Origin of the sequence: Bartonella sp. AP58NXGY (assembly GCF_042195785.1) — a bacterium.
Lineage (GTDB): Bacteria > Pseudomonadota > Alphaproteobacteria > Rhizobiales > Rhizobiaceae > Bartonella.
In genome coordinates this window covers 1-500 of sequence record NZ_JBHIOY010000456.1, presented here as the reverse complement: position 1 = coordinate 500, position 500 = coordinate 1, and the positions used below count along the sequence as shown (strand labels likewise).

Here is a 500-nt window from a genome sequence, read left to right as displayed (position 1 = left end):
TCGACACTTATATTGTTCAGAGAGATAGGACCTGTAACGGTTTTCCCTTGATTGAGAGCGTTATTTTTTCCGAAAATGATAGAATAGGCATAATTGATGTCAATATCATAAGCCTTTATTGTATCACTTTTAGCCATCAGTTGCATCTGTTTATCGCCATTGACTGCGACCGTTTTAAGATCCATATTTTTGATACTAACGGAACGAATATGGCCGCCTTTAAAGTCAGAAAGCTGGAAATTCTTGACTTCAACTGTTTCTGTTCGTTTGTTTTTATTTTCTATAGAAAGCTGTATATTAGGCGCACTTATTGAGGCAAGATCAATACGCATCATTGATTGTAATAGACGTGATGTGATTGTTCTGTCTTTATCTTTTAAGGATACATTTTTAAGAGAAATTTGAGGTATTTTTACATGAATATTATTATGTTTTAAATCAACATTATAAAATGTAAAAGTTCCAGGAACAAAAGAAAAAGGAGGACGGGCAGAAATGGC

The 500-nt window shown here is 33.6% G+C and carries 1 pseudogene; it reads right to left on the bottom strand.

The features are described from left to right. Positions 1 to 500: pseudogene (locus ACFINC_RS11975) on the bottom strand (hypothetical protein); the annotation flags it as partial.